This is a genomic window from Pelagicoccus enzymogenes (genome assembly GCF_014803405.1).
GTDB classification, from domain to species: Bacteria; Verrucomicrobiota; Verrucomicrobiia; order Opitutales; family Opitutaceae; genus Pelagicoccus; species Pelagicoccus enzymogenes.
The window spans coordinates 437,650-458,439 of sequence record NZ_JACYFG010000007.1 but is presented as its reverse complement, the minus strand read 5'-3'; the positions used below and the strand labels follow the sequence as shown (position 1 = coordinate 458,439).

Annotated in this window: 13 protein-coding genes and 1 tRNA gene; 6 read left to right on the top strand and 8 right to left on the bottom strand. The window is 56.1% G+C overall.

Features of this window, described 5'->3' with window-relative positions; genetic code table 11:
• Positions 1-188 precede the first annotated feature (188 nt).
• The 4 genes from IEN85_RS07895 to IEN85_RS07880 all read right to left on the bottom strand — a co-directional run bounded on the left by IEN85_RS07895 (position 189) and on the right by IEN85_RS07880 (position 6,240).
• Positions 189-1,892 carry a right-handed parallel beta-helix repeat-containing protein gene (locus IEN85_RS07895; protein WP_224772504.1) on the bottom strand — a complete coding sequence of 568 codons (1,704 nt, stop codon included), beginning with the start codon at positions 1,890-1,892 and terminating at the stop codon, positions 189-191.
• Positions 1,893-2,096: 204 nt separating this feature from the next.
• Entirely contained in the window at positions 2,097-4,436 is a 2,340-nt protein-coding gene (locus tag IEN85_RS07890; protein ID WP_191616537.1) for a type IA DNA topoisomerase, read from the bottom strand.
• 184 nt (positions 4,437-4,620) lie between these two features.
• A complete protein-coding gene (locus IEN85_RS07885) occupies positions 4,621-5,013 on the bottom strand; it encodes a hypothetical protein (protein ID WP_191616536.1) in 393 nt (130 codons plus the stop codon).
• A 264-nt stretch (positions 5,014-5,277) separates the two neighbouring features.
• Positions 5,278-6,240: a glycoside hydrolase family 43 protein gene (locus tag IEN85_RS07880; protein WP_224772503.1), complete on the bottom strand. Its 963-nt coding sequence runs from the start codon at positions 6,238-6,240 to the stop codon at positions 5,278-5,280.
• Positions 6,241-6,503: 263 nt separating this feature from the next.
• On the opposite strand from IEN85_RS07880, the gene IEN85_RS07875 reads away from it, so the two are divergent.
• The 3 genes from IEN85_RS07875 to IEN85_RS07865 are packed head-to-tail and all read left to right on the top strand — an operon-like array spanning position 6,504 to position 11,140.
• A complete protein-coding gene (locus IEN85_RS07875; protein ID WP_191616534.1) occupies positions 6,504-8,606 on the top strand; it encodes a TonB-dependent receptor plug domain-containing protein in 2,103 nt (700 codons plus the stop codon).
• 15 nt (positions 8,607-8,621) lie between these two features.
• Positions 8,622-9,164 carry a YfiR family protein gene (locus IEN85_RS07870; RefSeq protein ID WP_191616533.1) on the top strand — a complete coding sequence of 181 codons (543 nt, stop codon included), beginning with the start codon at positions 8,622-8,624 and terminating at the stop codon, positions 9,162-9,164.
• Positions 9,161-11,140, top strand: a complete 1,980-nt coding sequence (locus tag IEN85_RS07865; protein ID WP_191616532.1) for an ATP-binding protein — start codon at positions 9,161-9,163, stop codon at positions 11,138-11,140. Before IEN85_RS07870 ends, IEN85_RS07865 begins: the two co-directional genes overlap by 4 nt.
• Before the next feature lie 314 nt (positions 11,141-11,454).
• On the opposite strand, the gene IEN85_RS07860 is transcribed toward IEN85_RS07865, so the two are convergent.
• A tRNA-Arg gene (locus IEN85_RS07860) sits at positions 11,455-11,531 on the bottom strand.
• A 172-nt stretch (positions 11,532-11,703) separates the two neighbouring features.
• On the opposite strand from IEN85_RS07860, the gene trpE reads away from it, so the two are divergent.
• A complete protein-coding gene (gene trpE / locus IEN85_RS07855; RefSeq protein WP_191616531.1) occupies positions 11,704-13,209 on the top strand; it encodes an anthranilate synthase component I in 1,506 nt (501 codons plus the stop codon).
• 598 nt (positions 13,210-13,807) lie between these two features.
• The gene (locus tag IEN85_RS07850; RefSeq protein ID WP_191616530.1) at positions 13,808-14,869 is read left to right on the top strand and encodes a sigma-70 family RNA polymerase sigma factor; all 1,062 of its coding nucleotides are present in this window, start codon (positions 13,808-13,810) and stop codon (positions 14,867-14,869) included.
• A gap of 92 nt (positions 14,870-14,961) precedes the next feature.
• Here the strand turns inward: IEN85_RS07850 and IEN85_RS07845 are convergent, their stop codons facing one another.
• Positions 14,962-16,776, bottom strand: a complete 1,815-nt coding sequence (locus tag IEN85_RS07845) for a phosphoenolpyruvate carboxykinase (GTP) (RefSeq protein WP_191616529.1) — start codon at positions 16,774-16,776, stop codon at positions 14,962-14,964.
• A gap of 231 nt (positions 16,777-17,007) precedes the next feature.
• Between IEN85_RS07845 and IEN85_RS07840 the strand changes: the two genes are divergently transcribed.
• Entirely contained in the window at positions 17,008-18,687 is a 1,680-nt protein-coding gene (locus IEN85_RS07840) for a response regulator (RefSeq protein WP_191616528.1), read from the top strand.
• A 253-nt stretch (positions 18,688-18,940) separates the two neighbouring features.
• On the opposite strand, the gene IEN85_RS07835 is transcribed toward IEN85_RS07840, so the two are convergent.
• Entirely contained in the window at positions 18,941-19,462 is a 522-nt protein-coding gene (locus IEN85_RS07835; protein WP_191616527.1) for a thermonuclease family protein, read from the bottom strand.
• A gap of 128 nt (positions 19,463-19,590) precedes the next feature.
• The gene (locus IEN85_RS07830) at positions 19,591-20,730 is read right to left on the bottom strand and encodes a M20 family metallopeptidase (protein ID WP_191616526.1); all 1,140 of its coding nucleotides are present in this window, start codon (positions 20,728-20,730) and stop codon (positions 19,591-19,593) included.
• Positions 20,731-20,790: the final 60 nt, after the last annotated feature.

Here is a 20,790-nt window from a genome sequence, read left to right as displayed (position 1 = left end):
TGAACGGCATAGAAGGAGAGTCGGCTCTCGCAGGGGTTCAGCGATACAAAACGTAGCCGTCAGAATTAAGCCTAAACTAGGGTCAATTCTTCATAATCCAACACCATTTGGATCGCACTTCGTTCTTTCTATAGAGCGGCCTTTTCAAGCGGAACGAACCGGTCCTTTAAGGCCGGGGAAAACAAGCGTTAGTCCGCTGGGGGAAAGGCGCCGGGGAAGGTTACGTCCCGCTTTTTCCAGCTTAGGGCTTCCAAAGCCTCCTTGGGCAGGTCCGCTTGCGAGCGGACTCCTGCAAAATCTGGCATCAACTCGAAGCGCAAAGTCTCTTTTCCGTGAAACATGGACCCGTTGTATCCAACGAAGGACTGCGAGCCTTCCGCAAATCCCGGAATCAGAGCGTTCAGTTCTTCGTGGGTGTCGAGCAAGACGGAGTTACCTTCGCCGCTCACCGGGCTCCATTGAATCAGGGGTCCATCGTTCACGTACCCATCTTGTACATACACGTTCGCCTCGATGCGCTCGACCTGCGGCTCCGTCATCAATTCCTTGAGCACTTCGCTTTGGCGAAATTTGAGCAAAGGTCCGCGGTGGTTGTCGTCCGCGTAAAGCAGATTGCCCATGAAAACATGACTGTGGCGCTCCTCCACGCCAGGACCGCTGGCGGGGTGCCAATCGAAATGATCTCCCACGGCGCTTCTATTCGTGCGCTCGAACGTAACGGTGCTGTTCACCATCGTGTTTTGGTACACGCGAACGCGTTCGCTGTTGAGTATGAATATCGCTTGCGGGCAGTCCACGAACACATTGCCCGCGCAGACCGCTCCCTTGGAAATTTCGAAGAAGAAGCCGTTGTCAGTATTCTGTATCCAGTTGTTGACGAACAACCCGTCTACGTTTCCTACGTCGTACCAAATTCCGCTCGAATCTTCATTGTCGATGATAAGGTTCTCCCGGCAGGTTACGCGGTAGCATTGGTTGAAGATCTTGATCGCGGTCACATAGTAGCCCGTGATCTTCTCCATGTTGTTGTGCGTCACGATGTTCCTCTCGATCAGAACGTCGTTCGAGCTGAGAATAAACAAGCCTTCCGTGCTGGTGTGGCTTACGAGACAATGGCGAATAACCAGTCCGTCGCCACGGAAGTATCCCCCTACCCGCGAGCAGTAGCTAAACGTGCAGTGCTCGAAGACGGATCCGACCACGTCCTTGCCGTGCGCCGATTCTGGTGACACCTCCTCCGGATCGTATCCCTCGATCTCTATGGCGCGGTACGCATATTGGGTGAATACAATGCCCCTGACCTGCGGCCCGACCGTGCTCGGCGCCATGCCATGGACTTCCTTGGTAGATCGCGTCAACGCGTTGTCGAAAACGGTGATCTCTAAAGTCTTCCCTTCCGGATCGGTCGCCGTGTAGACATAGCCTTCCTCGTAGTCGATGTAGAAAGAGTTCTCGTCCAATTCACCCGGCCACCCCACTTGGCGCAACATGCGTCCATCGACGAAAACCATGTCGTTGTTGAATCGATACATCGGAGTGCGGGCTGCTTCCCGGTGGCGACGCCACCAAGGCTGAGGCTTCATCGGGAAGAGCGTTTCCCATTTGACGCGCCAAAGCCCGTCGCGCAGCGCTTCCCATTCGTCGGCAATAGCTGTTCCCTTCAGGATCGGTACCTCGTCCGCGTAAGGCTGGATGACAAGCCCTTGGTTGAAAACCAGATCGCCCGTCCGATAGGTCCCTCCCCGTAGCACGATCGCATCGCCAGTAACCGCCTTCTCGAAGGCCGCCTCTATGCTTGTGGCTTGATCCAGCGACAAGCCGGACTGCTCCGCCTGCCCGTCAGGAGCAACGTAGTAAATGGATCCATCAACTTGAGGTAGTTCATAGTTCAAGCGAATCGGACCGTAGGGTCCGCCCGATGGCTGCGCATGAACGGAAAATGCGAAAATGAGAGCCGACAGGCTCAGGAGCGCGCGGCGAAGCGATGAAAACGGGGTGATAAACATGGCACTTAAAATACACCCCTTTTGCCATCGTACGAAAAAAAATTCCGTTGTGATGGCTCGCGCCTCGTTCGCTCTATAGAATAGAACCGGCTAGCTGAAGTCGAATTGAACTTTGTCGCCTTGGATCTTCAGCTTCGCGCTGAACTCCTTGCCCGCCTTTGACTTGAAGCCTTCGAGCGGCCCAACCACCCCTTTTTCCAGCAAGGCTCGGGCTTCGTCGGCGGAGAGCGGACGCTGAGCCACCTGCTTCCACACGATGAAGCGACATCCATTTTTCCAATTGCAGCAACCATAGCCCTTCGCGCCCTCCACGATCGGACTCTTGCAAATCGGACAATCGCCAAACTTTTCCTGGCCTCCGGTCTCTTGGCTGGTCTCGACTTTCTCGAATTTGAGTTTGCCGCCCCTTCCCAAAGCGAGAAAGCCCAGCAGCTTTTTCCCTTTGTCCTCGATCGGGTGCGGTTCCAAGGTTCGTCCGTTGTAGAGCAGTTCCCGCATCAATGCCGGCTGAAAGGTCATGCCATACTCGCCGTCCTTGATGACGAACTTGCACCCATCCCGCCAACTTGAACAACCGTATCCAGTTTTTCCGCGCATCACTGGAGCGCGACATTTCGGGCAGGGACCTAAATTGCGCAGGTCAACTGTCTTGCCTGCATCGTTCGCGAGAATCTCCTTCGTGTATTCAACGACGTCTGACATGAAGGAGGCCGCGTCCTGTTCGCCGCGTTCCACCTTCTTCAAACGAAACTCCCAGTCACCCGTAAGTTCAGGAGACTTGAGCCGTTCGTCCTGGATAAGCGAAATCAAATGCCTTCCGCTATCGGTGCTGATGAGATTCTTCTTCTTTCGCTCAACATACTTTCGCTGTATCAGCACCTCGATAATCGAGGCACGCGTGGCGGGCGTTCCCACCCCCTTGTCCTTGAGCGCTTCCTTGAGCTCCTCGTCGTCGACGATCTTACCCGCAGTTTCCATGAGCGAGAGGAGCGTCGCCTCCGTGAAACGCTTTGGCGGGTTGGTCTTAAACTTCTCGATACTCGGCGTGTGAGGATTGCTCTCCCCTACTTGGAAGTTCGGCATGGCTGCCGGTTCTTCCGCTTCCTTTTTCTTCTTCCCCTTTGCAGCCTTCTTTTCAGCTTGCGGGTAAAGAGCCTGCCAGCCGGCATCCAGCAAAACCGTGCCCTTGGCGCGAAAAGCTTCTTCGGCCGCCTTCGCTTCTACTGTAGTCACAGCCTTGATACAAGGCGGGTAAAAAACGGCGATCAACCTCACTAACACGGCATCGTAAACCCGAGCTTCGTCCTCGTTCAGATTCCGCGGCAAGTCCTCAGTGGGTATGATCGCGTGGTGATCCGATACCTTGCTGTCGTCCACGATTCGCTTGTTGAAGGGAAGGTTTTCGAGATCCAGGGGCTCTATCTCCTTGGACTTCGTAGCCGCCAGTCGCTTGAGAAGCGGTCCGATGGTCGGTTGCAAGTCAGTCGAAAGGTAGCGGCTGTCCGTACGCGGGTAGGTGATGTGCTTCTGCTCGTAGAGGTTCTGGGCGATGCGCAAGGTCTGGTCGGCCGTAAAACCGTAACGGCGGTTCATCTCCCGCTGCAGTTCGGTTAGATCGAAAAGCAAGGGAGGATTGGTGCGTTCGTCCTTCTGCTGCACGTCGCTGACCACAAGCGGCTGGCCGTCGACTTTTGCCAGCAACTCCTGAGCCTTTCCTTCCTCGGCGATCTTGCCGCCGACATGACGAAACTTCGTTTCGCGACACTGCGTGTGGACCTCCCAGAAATCCTCGGACTTGAAGTTTTCAATCTCCGTATCCCGACCAACGATCATGGCGAGAATCGGAGTCTGCACGCGTCCCAAGCTCAGCAGCAAGTTTCGCTTCCCGTATTCAACTGTGAAATACCGGGTGGCGTTCATGCCGACGATCCAGTCCGCCTCGCTACGACACCTTGCCGCGTCATGTAGCGTGTCGAAATCCTTGCCGTCCTTGAGCGAAGCGAAGCCCTTGCTGATCGCTGAGCTGGTCAAAGAGCTTATCCAGAGACGCTTGACGGGCTTTTCCGTACAGCCCGCCCACTCCAAAATATAGCGAAAGATGAGCTCGCCTTCTCGGCCGGCGTCCGTGGCGCAAATGATTTCCTCCGCTTCCGAAAAAAGCTTTTTGACCGTCGCCAACTGCTTCTTAGCGCCGTCGTCCCCTCGCGCCCTCAACTCGAACTGCTCCGGAATGATGGGCAAGAGGCTCTTTTTCCATGACTTCCACTCGGGGCGGTACTCTTCGGGTTCCTTCAACTCCACCAGGTGGCCGAAGGCCCATGTCACCGCCCAATCCCCGCCAGCCAGATAGCCATCGTGTCTCTGGCCAGCATTCAGGTGCTTGGCGATATCACGGGCAACGGACGGTTTTTCGGCGAGGACGACTTTCATTCAGGGAGGCTGGCCGAGGCAAACCATCTGAAAAGCAAAGTCAACGACGGGATGCCATGACCTTTGGCCCCGCTCTCTCCACCCTATCCGCAAACACAAAAAAGCCTCCGGGCTACCACCCCCGGAGGCATTCAGATCAAACAAACTAGATTAACGATATCCCATAGAACAAAAAACGGAGCTCCTAGAAGCGAAGGCCCCAAGCCCCGTTATCCATCTTAGAAAGTCTGACCGAACCCATTTCGCTGGCGAAAATAGCGACCGTGCCTTCGGACTCGATCTGGGGTTCGGCGGAAAGCGCCGCTTCGTAGGAGGCAACGAGAGCGTCCAAGGTTTCGGCGTCGGAAAATTGAGAGCTCAGGCTGTTGACCAAGTCTTGTACCGCCGCTTCCGACTGAGCGTGGCGAGCCTCCAGGCAACGTTCCTTCACCAAATGCTCCCAGTCGTTCTTCTTGTAGAGCTCAACGATTTCCTTGAGAGCTTGCTTGGGCGTCTCCTCGGCAGTGTCCGCTTGGACCAGAGATCCCCCAATGAATAACGTGATGGCGACGATGGATGATAATAGCTTTTTTTGCATGTGTAATCTGGGTTGTGGATTGGAAAGCGACTTCGTATCCAAAAACTGAGTGCGCTTGTCTAATCTCCCGTTACATGCGTGCCATCGTGGGCCTTGGACGCTTGTCGAAGTTGGGCCGCTTAGGGATGTCGGCCTAAAACTCCATTAGGATCCCTTACCTATTCGGCTTCGAGACGCGTTTCTTTAGCAAAAAATCCGCAAAAAAGCGCCGCCGGCGAACCGGCAGCGCTTCTAAAACCCCCGAAACAAACGGAAAAACGGAAATTAGTCACGGGCGACCGGAAGGATTCTGCCCTCTTCGTCGTAGAAGATTTCCTTTACCTTCACGTTACGCAGGTGATTGACGCCTTTGGAAATCTCACAGTCGTGATGAAAGAGGTACCAACGACCTTCAAACTCGACGATGGAATGGTGGGTCGTCCAACCGAGGACCGGCTCCAGAATGCGACCGCCGTAAGTGAAGGGACCGTACGGATTGTCTCCAACTGCGTAGCAGAGGTAGTGCGTGTCCCCCGTCGAGTAGGAAAAGTAGTAGCGCCCTTGGTATTTGTGCATCCAAGCCGCTTCAAAGAAACGGCGGTCGTGGTCCCTCCCCTTGAGCAATTCCCCGTTCTCGTCCCGAATCTCGATGCGACGTGGCTTCTCCGCAAATTCCTTCATGTCCTCTCGTAGCCTTCCCACGACCGGCAACAACGCAGGCGTATCCCCCTCCGGCTCCTGACCGTCAGGATCGAAGCTGTCGCCTTGCCAGTTCTGCAACTGGCCGCCCCAGATTCCGCCGAAATAAAGGTACGCTTCACCGTCGTCATCGACAAAAGTCGCAGGGTCGATGCTGAAGCTTCCCTTTATAGGCTCCGGCTCCGGCACGAACGGTCCCTCCGGCCGATCGCCGACCGCCACCCCGATCCGGAAAATCCCATCCGCTGCCCGGGCGGGAAAATAAAGGTAGTACTTCCCGTTCTTGAATGCGGCATCGGGCGCCCACATCTGCTTGTCGACCCAAGGAACATCCTTCATGTCCAAGGCCACTCCGTGGTCGGTCACTTCTCCGTCGATGGAGTCCATGGAGAAAACATGGTAGTCGACCATGTCGTACTGGTCTCCATTGTCGTTGGTCGGCTGATCCGTTTCCCGGTCGTGGGAAGGATAGATGTAGATCTTACCCTCGAATACGTGGGCCGAGGGATCCGCTGTGTACGTGTGCGAGATGAGTGGCTTATCGGACATAATCATGATCGGTGGGGATTTGAGAGAGGACCGTCAAAGTGAGGTTAGCGGCAGGAAGATCGCTCGTGTTCTGCAAATGCACAACCGGATCTTGTGACTTCGCCTTTGCGATTTGGTCTAGCTATAGCTCTGAAAAACGCGGTTCACCCCAAGGGGTTTCACCCAAGCAAAGCGAGTTTCCCGCGCGAAAGATTGGAGCCCGATCCACCTAAAAAGGCATTGCCTCCAAGGGCGACTGTGTAAGCATTCACCGCAAGTTACCCATGGCTATTCAATCTAGCATTTCTAGTCCAGCTCTCCGACGCCTCAAACAAGGCTTCGCCGGACTTTCTATGCTGACAGCGCTGCATGCGGGAGCTCAAGAGCTGCCCACGCGCGAGGACGAAGGCCCCGTATCGCTCGAGGAGCTCGCCAATACGCCTGTCATCATCTCGTCACGTCTGGAATCCCAAATCTTCAACGCGCCTACAGGCTCCTTCGTGTTTGACCAAGAGGACATCGAGAGCCTGCCCGTCGACTCCATCCCTGAAATGCTGCGCTACGCACCGGGCGTCCACATCGTGCGACCGAGCAACGGCATCTGGGGCATGGGGATCAGAGGAGTGAACTCCCGCTTCTTCAATCGCGCCCTGTTCACCGTGGACGAACAGAACGTCTACGCTTCCATCTTCGCCGGACTTTTCGGCAGCCAACACGACCTGCTCATGGAGGATGTCGCTTCCGTAGAGGTCGCCTACGGGCCTGGCGGCGGCACCTGGGACAACAACGCCGTGAACGGCATGGTCAACGTCCGCATGAAAACAGCCTTCGAGACGGAGGGCAGCCTGCTGCGGATCAACCTCGGCACGGAGAATCGCGGGGCCGCGGCCCGTATCGGTTGGGCCGTAGACCAGAAAACCTCAGCCCGCGTCTACGCCAAGGCCAACCAACGTGACTCCAGCCTCACCCGCTTCCCCTACGAAAACGATTGGGATACCGCTCGGGCCGGATTTCGCGTAGACCATCGCCCCACTTCGCACGATTTGGTAAGCGTATCCGGCGAAGCCTTCTACTCGGACCTCGGTTACGCCTACAACCTAGCCGACTTCGATACTGGCTCCCTAGACTTCGTTGCCGACACCGAACGTCTCGCCGGAGCCAATACCCAATTCAAATGGACTCGCAACGTATCCAACGACAGCTCCTACTCGGTGCGCAGCTGGTTCGGCTATTCGGATCTCGACGCGGCCTACGCCGCATTCGGCATCTGGACTGGAGGACTGGAGGCGCGTGGCAAGCAACGCTGGAGCGACGCCCATACCCTTAGCTTCAACATCGGCGCCGCCTACGACGAGGAGCACACCTCTTCCACCCTAGCGTCTGACTTTACCAGTCGAGTTCTGAGCAGCTTCGTGACGTATTCAGGCTTCCAGCACGAATGGGCGCTCTCGCCGAAAAAGCTCACTTTCTCCTGGGGCGTAGACTTTCGCTACGACAACCGAGCCGAGCATACCACGACGTCTCCCAACGCCAGTCTCATCTACGAGATCGACGACTCCAGCCGGGTATGGCTTTCTTATTCGCAGGCAAACCGAAACCCGCCCGTTTCGCTGAGCGTAATTGAAAGCCTCCGCAGCGGCAAAGCGCTGGACGCGCCCATCCGCATTCCCACACCCGGCGGACCCCTGACCCTGGAGCACAGCCTAGCCGACGCTGTCTCGGACCAGCTGCTGGACGCCGAGGAAATGGATTCCTTCGAAGCGGGTTACCGGTCCGCATTCGCTGACGAAAAAGGCAGTTTCATGCTGAACGCCTTTCTCTACGAATACGACAAGCTCATCGGTCGCGTCGGCGTGAACTCCTTCCCGGTGCTGACCACCGCCACCCCATACGTAAAGATCAACGGCGCCTACGATAACTTGCTGGAAGGCGAGGCCTACGGCTTCGAGGCTTCCTTGGACTGGAAACTCAGCCCACGACACCGGGCTCGTTTTAACTACTCGTTCAAAAAGGACAAATTCGAGTCTCTCATCACCCCTCAAAACCAGTTCCAAGAGGACTTCATCAATTTTTCCATCGGCGAATTCGACGAGAGCACGCCGGACCATATGGCAACCCTCAATCTTTCATCCGAAATTGCCGATGATTGGAATTTGGATACAGGGCTTCGCTACACCAGCAGCTACAATTTCGCCAAAGGGCTGCAACCTGAAATTTTTCAACTAGACGCTAGACTGTCTTGGCAAAAAACAGAGTCCCTCAGACTCTCGCTCGTAGGCCGAAACCTTCTGGACCCGACGACCCAAGAAGCCCGCTTGAAGGACTTCTTCGGACATTGGACAGAGGTAAAGCGGGAAGCGTACTTGGAGATCAGCGCCCAGTTCTAGGCGAAGACTGACTGCATGCGGTACCGAACCTACAAGCTTCTAGCGGCTGTCGCCACCCTTCTGCTCACTCTGGTGACAGACTGCTCGCTCCTGCAGGCCCAAACCTTGCAGATAGATTCCTCCACCGCAAACTGGATCGAAGGCTTCGCCGATTTCGTAAGATGGGAAGGCGAAGAGAATTCCGAAATGATTACCATCGGAGTAATCGGAGCGCCGGAAGTAGCCAGCTACCTCGAACGCCGCGCCCTCTCCAGAACCAGCACGCCGCGAATAAAGGTGGCAATCTTGTCACCTCACGATTCATTTCGTGGCGTGGATATCCTCTACATCGGTGGCTCCCAACAAAAGCACTGGGAAACGATCTTCGCCAAATGCAAGGGCAACCAAACGCTCTCCATCAGCTCGCAAGACGGCTTTGTCGAGGCCGGAGGATGCGTGGAATTCGTAGTGCGCCGCAACCGCTTGCGCTTCTACATTGCCAGCGAGCACGCCAAAGCCTGCGACGTGACTATCAGCTCGAAACTACTGGAGCTCGCAATCGAACCCAAAGCGCGATGAGGGTACTCCAAGGCATAAAACGCCTGCTCTTTCGCTGGCGGATCTCAACTAAGATCGTAGCGGTCTGCGCGTTCACCTCCTTCATTAGCCTTACCTCTCTCTGCGCGATCGCCGTCTACTTGGATTGGCAAGAATTCAAGGAATCTCGTCTCAGTTCCCTGAATACGCTTTCAGAAATCATATCCACCAACAGCGAAGCCTCCCTCCGCTTCGACGACCCCTCAACGGCGCTCGAACACCTTGGCTCGCTCAAGCACGAACCAGGCGTCCTACAGGCAACCTTGTTCGACAAGTACCAGATACCCTTCGCCAGCTACAGCCGCGAGCAAGACCGCCCTCCGCTTAAATACATTGAGAGCGAACTACCCATTTGGCAGGAAGACTCGATCCTCATCGCCCACCCCATTCGCCTGAACGAGGAGCAAATCGGCCAGCTGGTTATCGAAGCCGACACCGGCCCCTTCATGCTGTCGGCTTATCGGAGTATCAGCGTCAGCGGGCTCCTGGTCGCCGGAGGTCTGCTAATCTCCATTTTTCTCGCTTCGCGCATGCAGCGACTTATCGCAGCGCCCATCAAGGAGCTCGACGAAATTGCCGCCAAGGTGCAGGACTCCGAGGACTTTTCGGTGCGGGCCATCAAGCGATACAACGACGAAGTCGGCTCCCTCGTGGATAGCTTCAACGCGATGCTTCAAACCATCAGCGACCGAGACCGCTCCCTGCGAGAAGTGAACGCAAATCTCGAAACCATCGTCGAGCAGCGCACCAAAGACCTTCGTATCCAAAACTTCGCCTTGCAGGAGGCTATCGAGGCGGCCAAGGCCGCCTCCGTCGCCAAAAGCGAATTCCTGGCAACCACCAGCCACGAACTCAGAACTCCGCTCAATCCAATAATTGGATACGTCGAGAAAATCCAACGAGACCTCCCCAACGGACCGCATACCCGCGAGCTTTCACTCATCCGCCAATCCGCCGCCCAGCTCCTAAGGCTCATCGAGGACATCCTAGACTTCAGCCGTATCGAAAGCGGCACCCTCCTACTCAAGAACGAGAGCGTGCACGTTCCTAGCCTCTGCGAAGGTGTGGCAAACTTGCTTCGCCCTCAAGCCAGCGAAAAAGGGATCGTGCTCGCCCTCGAATCATCCGAGGACTGCCTGGGCGACGACCAAAACTGCAACATCTCAATCGACGAAGGCAGGCTCCGGCAAGTCGTGCTGAACCTCACCAACAATGCGATCAAGTTCACCAACAAAGGGTCCGTCACCCTGCGGGCTGAACTGAAGCGCAAAGGGGCGCGAAAGGCCGACTTGAAGATCGAAGTGATCGACACCGGGATCGGCATCGACGAGGCTGACCGCGACAAGCTTTTCAAGCCATTCTCCCAAATTGACGGGTCGTGGACCCGCGAATACGGAGGCATGGGGCTCGGCTTGGCGATATGCCAGCGCATCGTGAACGCGATGGGCGGAGAAATATCGTGCCGCAGCCAGCCCCAAAAAGGCAGCTGCTTTACCGCTGCCATTCCCGTAAAGCTCTGCAGCTATTCCCCCAAGCAAAAAGATATAGACGGAATAGGCGGCAGCTTCAGCCTGAACTCCGGAGTCCGCGTGCTGCTGGTGGAGGACGAGCCGGTTAACCGCGAGCTGATGGACTCCCTACTCTCCAGCCTTGGCCATCAAGTGACGGTCGCGAAAAACGGCCTGGAAGCTGTCGACGCCGCAAAGTCGCAATCCTTCGACTTTATTCTGCTGGACATCAGCATGCCAAAGATGGACGGATTTGCCGCTAGTCGGCACATCCGCAAGCTAGGCAAAGACAATGCACGCATCCCAGTTGTCGCCATGACAGCTCACGTCACGCCTGAAGACAAGGAACGCTGCTTCGAGTCCGGCATGAACGACTACCTTTCCAAACCCGTGTCGTTCACGCAGCTGAAGCACACCCTCGCTAAATGGGTGAGCCAACGGCCCGTTTAGCTGGCCGACCGCGTTTCGATTCGGTTTCCGCAACGCCAGTCCCATTTTCAAGCCCTGTGAATTGAAGCAGTATCCAATTCAAGGTGACGAGAGCGGTCCATGATCGATCGCTAACGAGACCGAGAGGCAACGACGAGAGTCGAACGAGGCGGTATGGACTTTCGCTTTTGACTCGAGAGACGGGGCGAGAGCATGGAAGCCTCAAGCCCCTGCGAGCCTCAAAAAAAACGGTGTAAGGACTTTTTGGACACGAGGCTTGGGCCGTTATCTCCCAGCGCTGGTTCACGGAGCCAGTCTCATCGGTCGGCTGGAAATGGTAGGGCAAGAGGGATTCGAACCCCCGACCGCAAGATTAGAAATCATGTGCTCTATCCAACTGAGCTATTGCCCCGACCGGCAACCAGAGGACTGCCTCCGATTACATAGGCTGCTTTAAAAGTCCTGCCGAACCCCTTGTCAAAACGGAAACTCACATTGCTGCACTCTCTTGCCAAATAACAATTTCGTAGACAGCCCCTACAATAGAGCTAGCTTCAAGCCCAATTTCCCAGACCTCCAGAGTTATGGCACATCAACTACACCCGAACATCGACCTAGAGACTTTCGAATCCCTCGCTCAAAAAGGGAACGTCATCCCTGTGTACGCCGACTTGATGGCCGACTTGGAAACTCCCTTGACCGCCTACTCGAAACTCAAGACCGACGGACCCGCGTTTCTTCTCGAGTCCATCGAAGGTGGAGAGCGCCTGTCCCGCTACACCTTCATCGCTTGCCGTCCCCGCAAGGTCTATAAGTGCTACTGGGAAAAGACCATCATCGAAGAAGCCGGGCAAGACAGCCGCGAAATCGAAACGCCACAGGACCCACTCTCCTTAATAGAGGAAGAGATCGCTAAGCATCACCCGGTCGAAATGCCAGAGCTGGCGCCTTTCACGGGAGGCGCCGTTGGATATGTTTCGTACGAATACATTTCTCGCATCGAAACCGTCGTGCCAACCGCCCCAAAGAACTGCCACGGGTCCCCGCTCGCCTACTACATGCTTGCCGACTCGATGGTCATTTTCGACCGCGCCAAGCAAACGATGCGGCTGCTGGTAAACGCTCGACTCGAGGGAAAATCGAACGCCGGCGAGGCCTACGAGGCCGCCCTGCAGGAGCTTGACCAGCTCAAACGCAGACTGGAGGCCCAGTGCACCCTCGCCCCTGCCACCCTGAACCCACCAGAAGGGATCAAGGTTCCCCAAGGAAATTTCATAAAGGAAGACTTCGAGGACATGGTGGAGCGGACAAAGGAGTACATTCGCTCGGGGGATATCATTCAAGTCGTCCTTAGCCAACGTTTCGAAAAGGACTTCCGAAAGACCCCGCTCGACCTATATCGCGCCCTTCGCAACGTTAACCCGTCGCCCTACATGTTCCTCCTGGAAACCGACGACTTCGCTATCGTAGGCGCCTCTCCGGAAGTTCACGTCCGCTTAACCGACAAGAAGGTCGAGATCCGCCCCATCGCCGGCACTCGCCACCGCGGCAAAACGGAAGCGGAAGATCTCGCGCTGGAAGCGGAGTTGTTGGCCGACGAGAAAGAGAAAGCCGAACATCTCATGCTGGTGGACCTAGCCCGCAACGACATTGGACGCGTTTGCGAGTACGGATCCGTTGAGGTACCCGATTACATGATCGTCGAACGCTACTCCCATGTCATGCACATCGTTTCGCAAGTGGAAGGAAAGATCGCGCCAGACAAAAATGCCTTCGACCTGATGCGGGCCACTTTTCCAGCCGGCACGGTTAGCGGAGCCCCCAAGATCCGAGCCATGCAAATCATCTCCGAGAACGAGCCCGACCAACGCGAGTTCTATTCGGGCGCGCTCGGCTACTTCAGCTACAACGGAAACCTCGACAGCTGCATTACCCTGCGTACCGCCATGGTCAAGGATGGCAAAATCGTCATTCAGTCCGGAGCCGGCATCGTCGCCGACTCCATCCCCGAAAGCGAGTATCAGGAGACGATCTTCAAAGCCTCAGCTCTCTTCAAGGCTGTCGGTCTCGCCGAAGCCTTCGAGGGGTAGCCCCCGCTGCCCGCTGCGGCAGCTCAGCTTCAAAGCTCAATCGAATTGATAGGGGTCCAAGCGTTTACCCCGAGTGTGCCCCATGCCTCCAGCTAGGGGTAGACTCGGATGAAGCCCCAGCACCACACCGATCGTAAGCTATTGCTAGCAAGCGCTATGCAAGTTTACTACCACTAGCTCCCCCAAAAACACTCTTTCCGCCCGTAGCTCCCGAAGCGTTTACCCCTAAAAACAAGATGCGGGTATATATCCATTCTGTTTTCTATTTACTTCCGTTTTTTCTTATTTTCGGGAAGGATTTACTCGCATTTTTGGCAATCATACCCCAAAAACGTAGTTACGAATGTAAATCCCGGTAATTATTAGCGGTCTTTTTGTAAACAAGAGATTAAACAACGTGGGTATAGTACCCTACCCCTTTTTTGGGCTATACACCGTTAACGCTAAGTACTTTGATTGATCCATAGCCTCAAGCGCCTAGCAACCGAACCGACCACGACATGAGCACACCATCCAACATCTCTGAGCGACGCGTCGATTCACTGCCATCCGTTTGATTTCTCAACCATCCCAGCCACTCAACGGAGACCCCAGAACCATGTCCATCCAAGCACTCGCCGACCTGCCACACAACGCCCACCACGGATCCCAAGCCTCAAACCTTAAAATTTTCAACGAGGACGAGGGATCAAACGTCACCACCGTTAACTTTCGACCCGCGGTGACCGAGAAGAAGGAAAAAGCTGAGCTACCCGAGCGTAACAGCATCAAGACCTACCTTCACGAAATCGGAAAGATTCCGCTGCTCACCCCCGCCCAAGAAATCACTTTGGCCCGCCGCATCCAGGCCGGCGAAAAGGAGGCTCGCGACTTGATGATCAAGTCGAACCTCAGGCTCGTGGTGAAGATCGCCCACGACTACAAGGACTTTGGCCTGCCCGTTCTCGATCTCATCAGCGAGGGAAATATCGGACTCGTTAAGGCGGTAGAACGCTTCGATCCCGACAAGGGAGGAAAACTGAGCACCTACGCAGCTTGGTGGATCAAGCAGTCCATCAAGCGGGCCCTCGCGAACCAGAGCAAAACCATCCGCCTTCCCGTTCACCTCGTGGACAAAATTTCTCGCATGCGCAAGATGGCCATGGCCCTGACTGAGGAGCTCGGCCGCGAGCCGACAGATCAAGAGCTAGCCGACGAGCTCGAAATGCCCGTCAACAAAGTCTCTCACCTCAAGTCCGTAAGCGTGCGTCCGACTTCCCTCAACGCTCCGGTGGGCGAAGACGGAAACAGTACCGAATTCGGGGAAATAGTTGGCGACGACAACGCCCCCACTCCCTATGAAAACTTGCACGAAAAGTCCCTTCGAGGCGACCTCCATGAGATGATCACTGGACTCGACGCCCGCGAAGCTGAGATTATCCGTTTGCGCTTCGGACTTAACGGAGACACGCCCCTCACCCTGGAGGAAGTCGGACAGCTATTCGACATCACGCGGGAACGCGTTCGCCAGCTCCAAAACATCGCCCTTTCGAAAATGCGCAAAATCATGGCCGGAAAGGAACGCCAGCACACAGCCGAAGAGATCGAGATGGAAAACCGCGAGCGCAAGCGCATGGAGGTCTTCAGAGAATTTTACGAAGCTACCGCAGCCAAGGCATAATAAACCACAAAAGGTTCTATTGTAGTTCGCCGAAAACGAACACGCTCTGTATCCGAAATCGGATACAGGGCTTTTTTATGGAGATCGCGCTTTTAAAAAAGACGGCACGCGAGTAGTTCCCTTTCGAAGATGAGCTCCTTGGGCAGGTGGTCGTGGAGCCTGAGAAACAGTTCCTCGTGCATCAACAACTCGCGCTTCCATGCGTCTCGATTTACCTCCATGAGGCTGTCCCACTTTTCTTCCGGAAATTCCAATCCCCTCCAATCGATATCGGTATAGTGCGGCACGTAGCCTATCGGCGTTTCCTTAGCCCTCGCCTTTCCTTGGGCCCGCTCTGTAATCCATTTTAGGATACGCATGTTTTCACTAAATCCGGGCCAGACGAAAGCGCCCGTTTCGTCCTTGCGAAACCAGTTCACGTGGAAAATTCGAGGCGTCTCCCTAATCCTGCGCTGCATCTTGATCCAGTGCCGAAAGTAGTCGCCCATGTGGTAGCCAATGAATGGCAACATCGCCATCGGATCACGCCGCACAGATCCAATATCGCCGAAAGCGGCAGCCGTCATTTCCGAGCCTAGAGTCGCTCCAATGTATACGCCATCCGACCAATTGAACGCCTCGAAAACCAGCGGAATCGTCGTCATCCTGCGGCCGCCGAACACGATCGCGCTAATTTCGACCCCCTTGGGGTCTTCCCACGCCGGATCGATCGTCGGGCACTGAGAGGCAGGCGCGGTGAAACGAGCGTTCGGATGGGCCGCTGGCGTTTCCGAAGCGGGCGTCCATTCGTTTCCTCGCCAGTCCGTACACCGTTCGGGTGGAGGACCGTCCATGCCTTCCCACCACACGTCGCCATCCTCCGTCAATGCCACGTTCGTAAAGATCGCATTCTCGCGGATGGATTCCATGGCGTTCGGGTTCGTCTTGAACGATGTGCCTGGGGCCACCCCAAAGAACCCAGCCTCGGGATTGATCGCCCGCAAACGACCATTCTCGTCCGGCTTGATCCAGGCAATATCGTCCCCGACTGTCCACACCTTCCAGCCCTCGAAGCTCTTCGGAGGAATAAGCATCGCGAAATTCGTTTTGCCGCAGGCGCTGGGAAAAGCAGCCGCCACGTAGCAGCGTTCCCCATCAGGGTTCTCAACCCCCAAAATCAACATGTGCTCCGCCATCCAACCTTGATCGCGAGCCATGCAGGAAGCGATTCTCAGAGCAAAACACTTTTTTCCCAAAAGAGCGTTGCCCCCGTATCCACTTCCATAGGACCAAATAGAACGCTCCTCGGGGAAATGCACGATGTACTTGTTTTGCGGATCCGGCTCGCAGGGCCACGGAACGTCCTGCTCTCCCGGTTCTAGAGGAGCGCCCACTGAGTGCATGCACGGGACCACACGCTTGTCTTCGAGCTTGTCTAAGACCTCCTTGCCCATGCGCGTCATGATTCGCATGTTCACCACCACGTAAGGCGAATCCGTTATCTGGATACCCACGTGAGAAATGGGCGATCCGATCGGGCCCATGCTGAAGGGGATCACATACATCGTGCGACCGCGCATGCAGCCGGAGAAGAGTCCCTTCAGCTTCTTCTTCATCTCTATCGGGTCACACCAGTTATTGGTTGGTCCCGCCGCGTCCTTGCTGTTGCTGCATATAAAAGTGCGATCTTCGACTCGAGCGACGTCGCTGGGATCCGAACGACAGTAGTAGCTGTTCGGCCGCTTCTCTTCGTTCAACTTTACGAAAGTGCCCGAAAGTACCATCTTCTCGCAGAGCATGTCGTATTCGTCCTGAGAACCGTCGCACCAGTGGATCTCGTCAGGTTCACAAAGGTCCGCCATCTTCGAAATCCATTTGTTCAAGGGGACGTTGTCGGAAAGCGGGGTCGTAGAAGATTTCGTTTTCATTGAAGAAAAAACTATCAAAAAACCTTAAAAGGGCAAACAGGACGCCCCGTAATCCTTCGGGTAGCGCAGCCAGAGCGGAGGGCGATTAAGCCGGCTAATTCGCCGGCGGGGAAATCTCGTTCAAAACGGCGTAAAACGATCGTTAAGCCTACAGAGAGACGGGCGCGTTACCGATACTAGCAGTTGATCCATCCCACTACTCACCGATTAACACCAACAACAGGACCAGTTTTGAATAAGAAGATTCTCATAGTAAGAGGAGACAAACAAAACGCTAAGGCGTTGTCCTTCCTCCTTGCGGGCTCCGGGTACCAGATTTCCGCCCACTCTTCTGCAGGCGAAGCTGTCGAAGCCGCCCGACACCAACGATTCGACTTGGCGATTACGGACGAGGCGCTGCCCGAGAACCAACCAGACCTCACCCTCGTCTCGAACCTGAGGGAAGCTCAACCAACCCTGCCCATTTTCTATCTCGCCCAAGCGCAGAGCGTAGAGACGGTCATCAGCTGCATCCGGGCCGGCGTAACCGAAGTCCTGAACGATCCCAACGATCTCAGGAGTCTTCTCGAGACCACCAACAACTTTCTGCGCGGAACCAACAACGTACCCAGCGACGACGAGGTAACCTGGGAAGACATCCTTCAAGTCGAGCGACTCCTCGACAACGCCTACCCCGGCTCCGGAAATTCTACCAACGCTGGACCGGCTGCTAATCCCGCGGAAGTCCAAAAGCTCCAGGAAAAGCTGGAGGCGGCCTTGGCCGAACGCGACCGCACTACCGGCGAACTAGCAACGACCCTCGCAAACCTCGATAAGGCCCGGCGCCTTGTGGACGAGCTCAAACGCGGAAACGGCAACCAGGCCACAGACTCCGAAATTCAGGAACGCGCTGCAGAACTGGACGAGCGCGAACGCAAACTGAAGGAGACATCCGCTCGCCTCTCCCAGCAAAAGTTCGAGGTAGAGTCGCAGTTGGCGGAACTCGAAGCTCAGCAAATCGAGTTCGAGGAAGCCCAAAAGGAAGCCCTCCCGAACGGCGGCGGAGCAGAAATTTCCAGCCAGGAGCTCGAAGACGAGCGGGCCAAGTTCAATTCAATCCGCCTCGACCTCCAAGCGACCATCCAAGACCTCCAGCGCGAGCTGGAAGTCGCCAAGTCAAAAGCGAGCAGCTCCGAGTCCTTGCAGGGCGAGCTCGCCTCCCTGCGCGAACAAATTCAAGACGCCAAGGAATCCATCGCCGAAAAGGACTTCATCATAGAGCAACGCGATCGCGAGCTTGAAAGCCTCAAGGCTAACCTCGAATCCACCGCCAGCAACCTGCAGGTCGAGGAACTCGAGGACGCCAAGCGTCTCGTCGAAATCGAGAGACACAAGCTGCAAGAACGAATCGACCAGCTTGAGCTGGAAAAGCGCATCTCCGACGAGAAGCACAAGAAGGATCAGCGCGAGATCCAAGTCGAGCGGCGCGACGCCGAAATCTCTCTCCGCGAAATGCAGAACGCCATCAAGGAAGAGCAGCTCAAACTCAAGGTCGAGCAAGCCACCCTGCGCGACGAGCTCCGCCAATTCGAGCAGGCCCGCGCCAACTTCCAGGAAGACGTGGAAGAGCTGCAAAGCAAGCAGGCCGAACTTCGCAAGATGGAAGCCTACCTCAACCAGATGGAAGAGAGCATCAAGGCCAACGGCGTCATGGCAGAGAACACCTTGCCAAAGCCCGACAACACCGTGTTCGAGCCGATCAAGACAACTACGCCCTCCACTCCAGCAGTCGAGCAAAACGGCGACCAGCCGGCCGCCGGAGAGAAGCCCAAAAGCGAGACCGCCAAAAAGCCAGAAGATTGGGGCAAGCCTAACATGGAAAAGAAAGCCGGCCGCGGTCCGTTGCGGATCGGCCGCCGCTCCTCCTTCTAACGCAAAGGACAATTTAAGCCAAAGGCTCCGCTTCACCGGCGGAGCCTTTTTTCAGGCCTCGCGCCGACGCCTCGTAAGGAAAACGCTGCAGCCTCCCGGCAAGTCCGCGGCGGCGGTTTATGCCGCGACTGCAACACGATCAAACCAATCGCGACACGGCATGGCCCCACACCAACCTTCTGCAAGTTCGACTTGCAAGCGGCCCGCTCGGCTATAGCCGGCCCAAGCCATTCGCATGGGAATCGCTCCCGACTCAATCTTCGGCCGAGACAGCGTCCAAGCTGGAACCGTCCTGGCTTCCGCCGGACAAGTGGCGAAAGAGAGCCCGGTTTTCGTCCCAAACGCCAATCCCCTCTTTCCGGGCAAAGGTTTCAGCCTCGACGAGCTTTCCGATGAAACCGACTCCGGTCGACTCGTAGCGAGCCAGCCCCTTGCGCAGCATCATTTCGTTCAAGCAATCGCCGTTCGACGAACTGAGCGCCACGTAGCGACAGCCACTCACTTCCTTGAACACTTCCATGTAGAGGCGGCGGCCTGTCACCACCTCCTCCACCACCTCGGCGCAATCCTGCTCGGAACGCGGATCTCCCGGAGGAAAGCCTATCCCAGCTAGGATGACCCTCTCTTTCACCTTGTTGACCAACACCTCCACGGTGCGGCCGTCTACGGCGCCAACGACGTCGACGATCATGGTACTGGTCGAGCTGGAGCTCCGGAGCGTCATGTAAATGAGCCCAATTGCAAACGCAGCGACCGCTATGAAACCGAGAATCATGAGGAAAAGAGTACGAAAGGGAAACTTGGACCCTTCGATATATCGTCTCCCTCACTGCGATCGTTAGGACCTTTGTCCTAATTTGCTGAGGTTTTTCTCCCTGTAACGGACGCGTCGCGAGGACGGCTCTAAGTGCCCGACAAAAAAGTCTCCAAAATCTGCAGACTGCGCAGCATTTGCCCCGCTTCGATGTACTCGTCGTTCTTATGCGCCTGAGCGATGTCTCCGGGACCAAACACGATCGAGGGAATCCCCGCCGCCTCGTAGGAAACGGCATTGGTCATGTATGGCACTTCGCGTTGCTCAACCTCGTAGCCCGCTTGCGCGGCGGCACTCCGAAGGCCCTGCACGAAAGCGCCCGACTCCTCCCCGCGCAATGGCGGGCGCTCCAAAAAAACTTCGAAACCTGCGCCTTCTTCGAAGCAAATCGCCTCCAACTCCGAACGGGCGTCCTGCGGATCCTCCTTCGTGCCCAAGCGCCGATCGACGTCGATACGACACGAGTCTGGAACCACGTTGAATCCGATGCCGCCTCGCACCACTCCCACGTTTACCGTTCCTCTCTCGATTTCGCGCTCGCGCGGACGTTCCTTAAGCTCCGCCTCCAGCGCCTCGAGCCGCAGGCAGATGCGAGCCGCCTTGTAAATCGCGTTTTCACCGAGCTCCGGAGTAGAGGCGTGCGCCGCTCTGCCGCTGGTGCTCAACAGGTAACGCCCCACTCCCTTGTGCCGCGCGATCAAGTCGCTGCAGGTGGGCTCTCCCGTGATCGCCATGCAAAGACCAAGCTCGTCCTTTTTCTTGGCCAATTCGCCCGCTCCCGCCTGCTCGCTCTCTTCGTCGACCGTCGCCGCGAAGGCTAAGCCATAGCGCAAGTCCTCAGGCGACGCCGCGAAACGCTCCAGCACCAACATGAAAGTGGCAAGGCTCGCTTTCGTATCGCAGGACCCGCGCCCGAAATAGCGCTGGCCCACCTGTTTCAATTCAAAGGGACTTCCCGTCGCCCAGCCTTCCACTCCCACCGTATCCATATGGGCTTCAATAAGAAGCGTTGGCTTGTCCTCCGGGCCGACTCTCGCCAAAACGTTACAACGGCCCGGAAACACCTCCTGCAGCTCGTAGGCTATCTTTCGATCCCTTAGCCAGCCCGAGACGAATTCGCAAACCGCCGCCTCGCCCGATCCCCCAAAGACAGGGTTTACGCTTTCGATTCCAACCAACTGCCTGAGCAGCTCCAAAGCCGCGACCTCGTCCACAAATTTACGCTTCATTTAAACCCAAGTTTCGCCCACCTATGAAGCCCTAGGGGATAATTGCAAATGCCAATTAAA

Excerpts from the sequence above, each read along its gene's own strand:
- IEN85_RS07850 (WP_191616530.1), top strand. The coding sequence starts at position 13,808 with ATGTCCATCCAAGCACTCGCCGACCTGCCACACAACGCCCACCACGGA.
- IEN85_RS07890 (WP_191616537.1), bottom strand. The coding sequence starts at position 4,436 with ATGAAAGTCGTCCTCGCCGAAAAACCGTCCGTTGCCCGTGATATCGCC.
- IEN85_RS07835 (WP_191616527.1), bottom strand. The coding sequence starts at position 19,462 with ATGATTCTCGGTTTCATAGCGGTCGCTGCGTTTGCAATTGGGCTCATT.
- IEN85_RS07865 (WP_191616532.1), top strand. The coding sequence starts at position 9,161 with ATGAGGGTACTCCAAGGCATAAAACGCCTGCTCTTTCGCTGGCGGATC.
- IEN85_RS07830 (WP_191616526.1), bottom strand. The coding sequence starts at position 20,730 with ATGAAGCGTAAATTTGTGGACGAGGTCGCGGCTTTGGAGCTGCTCAGG.
- IEN85_RS07885 (WP_191616536.1), bottom strand. The coding sequence starts at position 5,013 with ATGCAAAAAAAGCTATTATCATCCATCGTCGCCATCACGTTATTCATT.
- trpE (WP_191616531.1), top strand. The coding sequence starts at position 11,704 with ATGGCACATCAACTACACCCGAACATCGACCTAGAGACTTTCGAATCC.
- IEN85_RS07880 (WP_224772503.1), bottom strand. The coding sequence starts at position 6,240 with ATGTCCGATAAGCCACTCATCTCGCACACGTACACAGCGGATCCCTCG.
- IEN85_RS07870 (WP_191616533.1), top strand. The coding sequence starts at position 8,622 with ATGCGGTACCGAACCTACAAGCTTCTAGCGGCTGTCGCCACCCTTCTG.
- IEN85_RS07875 (WP_191616534.1), top strand. The coding sequence starts at position 6,504 with ATGGCTATTCAATCTAGCATTTCTAGTCCAGCTCTCCGACGCCTCAAA.
- IEN85_RS07845 (WP_191616529.1), bottom strand. The coding sequence starts at position 16,776 with ATGAAAACGAAATCTTCTACGACCCCGCTTTCCGACAACGTCCCCTTG.